At 61.6% G+C, this 3,042-nt stretch carries 2 protein-coding genes and 2 pseudogenes; 2 read left to right on the forward strand and 2 right to left on the reverse strand.

Annotation, left to right across the window (positions count from 1 at the left end; translation table 11 throughout):
• Positions 1-73: 73 nt before the first annotated feature.
• The gene (locus tag AB0N17_RS45850) at positions 74-508 is read right to left on the reverse strand and encodes a transposase (protein ID WP_366017615.1); all 435 of its coding nucleotides are present in this window, start codon (positions 506-508) and stop codon (positions 74-76) included.
• A gap of 411 nt (positions 509-919) precedes the next feature.
• On the opposite strand from AB0N17_RS45850, the gene AB0N17_RS45855 reads away from it, so the two are divergent.
• On the forward strand, positions 920-2,179 hold the full coding sequence (locus tag AB0N17_RS45855; protein ID WP_366017614.1) for an RICIN domain-containing protein: 1,260 nt from the start codon (positions 920-922) through the stop codon (positions 2,177-2,179).
• Positions 2,180-2,505: 326 nt separating this feature from the next.
• Here the strand turns inward: AB0N17_RS45855 and AB0N17_RS45860 are convergent.
• Positions 2,506-2,704: pseudogene (locus AB0N17_RS45860) on the reverse strand (IS5/IS1182 family transposase); the annotation flags it as partial.
• A 200-nt stretch (positions 2,705-2,904) separates the two neighbouring features.
• Here AB0N17_RS45860 and AB0N17_RS45865 point away from each other — a divergent pair.
• Positions 2,905-3,042: pseudogene (locus tag AB0N17_RS45865) on the forward strand (IS110 family transposase); the annotation flags it as partial.

Here is a 3,042-nt window from a genome sequence, read left to right on the forward strand (position 1 = left end):
TCTTGTCGAGGGTCGCGGAGTCGCCTGCTGAGGTGATCTCGCCAGGCTGGCCATTGCCCGGTCGCACACCGTGTCACGCGATGTCAGAGCAGCGGCGTGGACTGTCTGACCGGTTTACGCCAGTCGGGACGGTTCTGTTCTTTGATGTACTCCTTGATTGCTGCCAGCGGTGCGTCCCGGCAGGACTCGGCGAAGTAGGACGGCGACCAGTGTGGTCATCCCATGAGTACTTGCAGATGTCTCCAGGGAACTCCTGCCGCAGGCGCCGAGCCGAGGCGCCTTTGAGACTGCCGACGAGTCTGGAGATGGCGATCTTCGGCGGGTGGCGCGCCAGGAGGTGGAAGTGATCGCGTTCGCCGTTGAACTCGACCAGCTCCGTTTCCAAGTCAGTGTAGACGGCCCGCCTGATCTCCTCGCAGCGCAGAAGGACCTCGTTCGGTAGACGGCTCCCGCCGGTACTTGGGCGTGGTCTGGACGGAGGAACCCGCCCACCACCCAGTTGGAGCACTATCTCCAAGCCCGATCCTTGTAGCGGAGGGTCAAGTTGACGAAGGACAGGCCGTCGCGCTCAACCGTGCCTTGGTCAGGAAACGGACGTTACTGCCGCGGAACTCGGCATCACCACACATTCGCTGCGGACGTGGGCGCGGAGCCGCCTCCAGGTAGCGGTGCGCACGGTTGAGCTGGCGCCCTGGTCAGCGCGGTCGGCTGGGTGAAGATCTGCGAGTGAGACAGGCCAAGCCACGTCCGCCTCCGACGTTGGCGTCAAAGAGACGGCTCAGGTTTTACGCAGCAGCACGCTAGACCAGGCGGCCCAGCCCGACGATGCTGCCGCCAGCGAAAACGCACCCGCGTAACGGGAGGAGGAGTAATGAGACGCCAATCTTTGAAGGGAACGGCTGGATATACGGCATGTTTCGTGGCAGCTGCGGCAGCAGCCATGTTCATGTCGGCGTCGCATGCCGCTGCTGATGTCGATGTCAGCACCGGAGGGCCATCCGACGACTGGGTCCTTGACCAACACTCAAACAGTCAAATGGATGGCGGTGGCAGCGCGTCCGGCCGCATAGCCACTGATTACTGCGAAAAGGTGGGTATCGGCACGGGGGACGGGCAGTGTCAGCTTCGACGCTTCGCGGAGGAATCGCGGAGCGTCGAACCGGACTACCGGATCAGAATCTCCGATCCTATCCGTAACAACTGCTCGATCACCAGCCAATCGTTCAATCAAGGCTGGTCGACGACCACCACGGCGACCAACACCACAGGTTTTGACCTCACCGTCAACGCATCCGTTACCTTTGCTTACGCGCCGGGGGGTGTAGGAGGCTCGGCAACCCTAGGCGCCAGCGCCACATACCACACCAGTTACTCATGGGGTAAAAGCAGCACGGTTTCGGAGCAGGATAACCTGAACATCCAACCTGGATATAAGGGCTGGTTTGAGGACAACCGCGATCACGGCACCGCTCATGGAGTTGCCGAGGTGTATGTCTCGAGCGTCAACCCATCCCAGGCGTCATCCGGCATGACGGCAGGTCTGTATTGGATCGTCACCGACATCAAGGGCGACCTGCCCGACACGAGTGAAGAGAGCAACAACCACCGGGCAGAGGTGACGGTCCCGATGGAACATAGCGAGCTGGTCCATCAATGCCCCGACACGCACCAGCAAGTCGAGCCCCTGGTCCCCCCCAACTCGCCCTATGTAACACCCCCGCCATTCAATCAGGCTGTCAATGATAACGGCTCTGCCTTCGGGCAGATCTCTTCAGCGATTGACAACGGCAAGTGGTGTCTCGATGTGCCCAATGGCATTGCCAGCGACGGGACGCTGCCACAGGTGATCGAATGCAACGGCCTCAAGGGCCAACAGTGGTCCATGATCATTGATGAGGTGCGCCAAACTACCACCATTCAAGCCTTCGGCAGATGCCTTCAACCACAGGGAGGTGCCACCGACAGAGCGATCGTCGAGCTTCGGGTATGCAATAACAGCGCTGCCCAAAGCTGGACTTACTCCGCCGCCAGCGGAACCATCGTGAACACCGCATCCGGCGAGTGCCTGGACATCCCCAACAGTAAACTCCCCAACAGCATCGCAATTATCTACCCGTGCAATAACGACCCCAATCAGAAGTGGACCGCTCCTTCGGGTGTGGCGCCGCCCGGGTCTTGATGCGTGCCGGCGACGGGACGGGCACCGATAAGTGGGACTATCTCTCGCAGTACCGGCAGCTCGTCAACACTCTCACCGGAATGTGCCTCACCCTCCCCCGGCATGCCTCCAACTAAGGGAACTCAGCTGCACATTCAGCGCTGCTTAGGCCTCTGTTGTTGGAATGACGAAGCCCGGCATCACGAATCCGGCGGCCGGCCCGGCTCCCTGCAGACCTGCTGTGCTGGCACCGATGACGCCACTCGCGCATCGGTGCCAGCTGCACGTCCTACGGAAGCACGACCACGCAGTCCATCGGTCGAAGACGATCGACTAAAGACCGTGTCCTACATGGTGAGTTTGAGGAACCGCTTATAGCAGCAGAGGGCTGCGGCAAGTCCTAGCAAAGCCAGGTAGTACCGGGGTGGCGTGCGTATCGGGGGCTGAGTCTGCGGTAGCCGGACAGCAGGAGATGATCCGTTCGATCACCCGTCTGCGACGGCCCAACCGTTCGCTGGACTCGATGCCCTTGCGTGCGATGCGGGGAGGCTCCCGGCCTTCGGCCCCGGTATGACTTGAGCCCCCAGTCGAGATGATCGAAAAGGTGGTGTCGCCGGTGTCGGAGGCATTGGCAGACCGCTGATTAGAGGCACGAGCGCCCTCGGGCAGTCTCTGCGTAACGTGGATGCCGGCACGCTGATGCCGCAGGTGGGGCCGGGAAACGGGCGAGCACGGGAGCGAAGGGCATGTCGGACGACACTGGCATCGACGTCCATCTTGGCCTGGACGTCGGCAAGGGCGAACCCCATGCCACTGCCGTGAACCGGGCGGGGAAGAAGGTGTTAGATAAGCCGCTGCCCAACAGCGACCCGAAACTGCGTGAG

Source organism: Streptomyces sp. NPDC051133 (assembly GCF_040682635.1).
Lineage (GTDB): Bacteria > Actinomycetota > Actinomycetes > Streptomycetales > Streptomycetaceae > Streptomyces.